Source organism: Candidatus Frankia alpina, assembly GCF_902806485.1.
Lineage (GTDB): Bacteria > Actinomycetota > Actinomycetes > Frankiales > Frankiaceae > Frankia > Frankia alpina.
Genome location: NZ_CADCWT010000601.1, coordinates 1 through 397, shown reverse-complemented (window position 1 = coordinate 397; position 397 = coordinate 1). Strand labels below are relative to the sequence as shown.

The following is a 397-nucleotide window of genomic DNA, read 5'->3' as shown; positions in this document are numbered from 1 at the left end:
GGGCGGGGGCGTGAGGGTCAGCGTCTCCGCCGGACTGAACATGTTCGTGTCCTCGTCGAGGAAAAGCTTGAACCCGGTGAAGAACGGTGCCCGGGCTGCCAGCAGTGCGTACTTGTCGAGTTTGTCCTGACGGACGCCGAACCCGTCGATATGGAAGACGGTGGCGAGTTCGGGCCGGGCCACGATCGCCGCCCGGTCGGGCAGCATCGATTCAGTGAACTGATGTACCATGAACAGTTTCTGCGGCAGGTTGTGCGCGCGGCTGACGCCGGCGAGCCAGGCTGAGACCTCGTTCAGCCCAGCCGCGTCACTGCTGCCGATCTGACGGCCGGGAACCTGGTCCGGCCCCAGGGCCTCGGGAAGATCGTTCTAGGTTGCGATCTGCTACGCGGAGTAT

At 64.5% G+C, this 397-nt stretch carries 1 pseudogene; it reads right to left on the bottom strand.

The annotated features are described in order from the left end of the window. Positions 1-231 (bottom strand): annotated as a pseudogene (locus G6R25_RS24670) (hypothetical protein); the annotation flags it as partial. Positions 232-397: the final 166 nt, after the last annotated feature.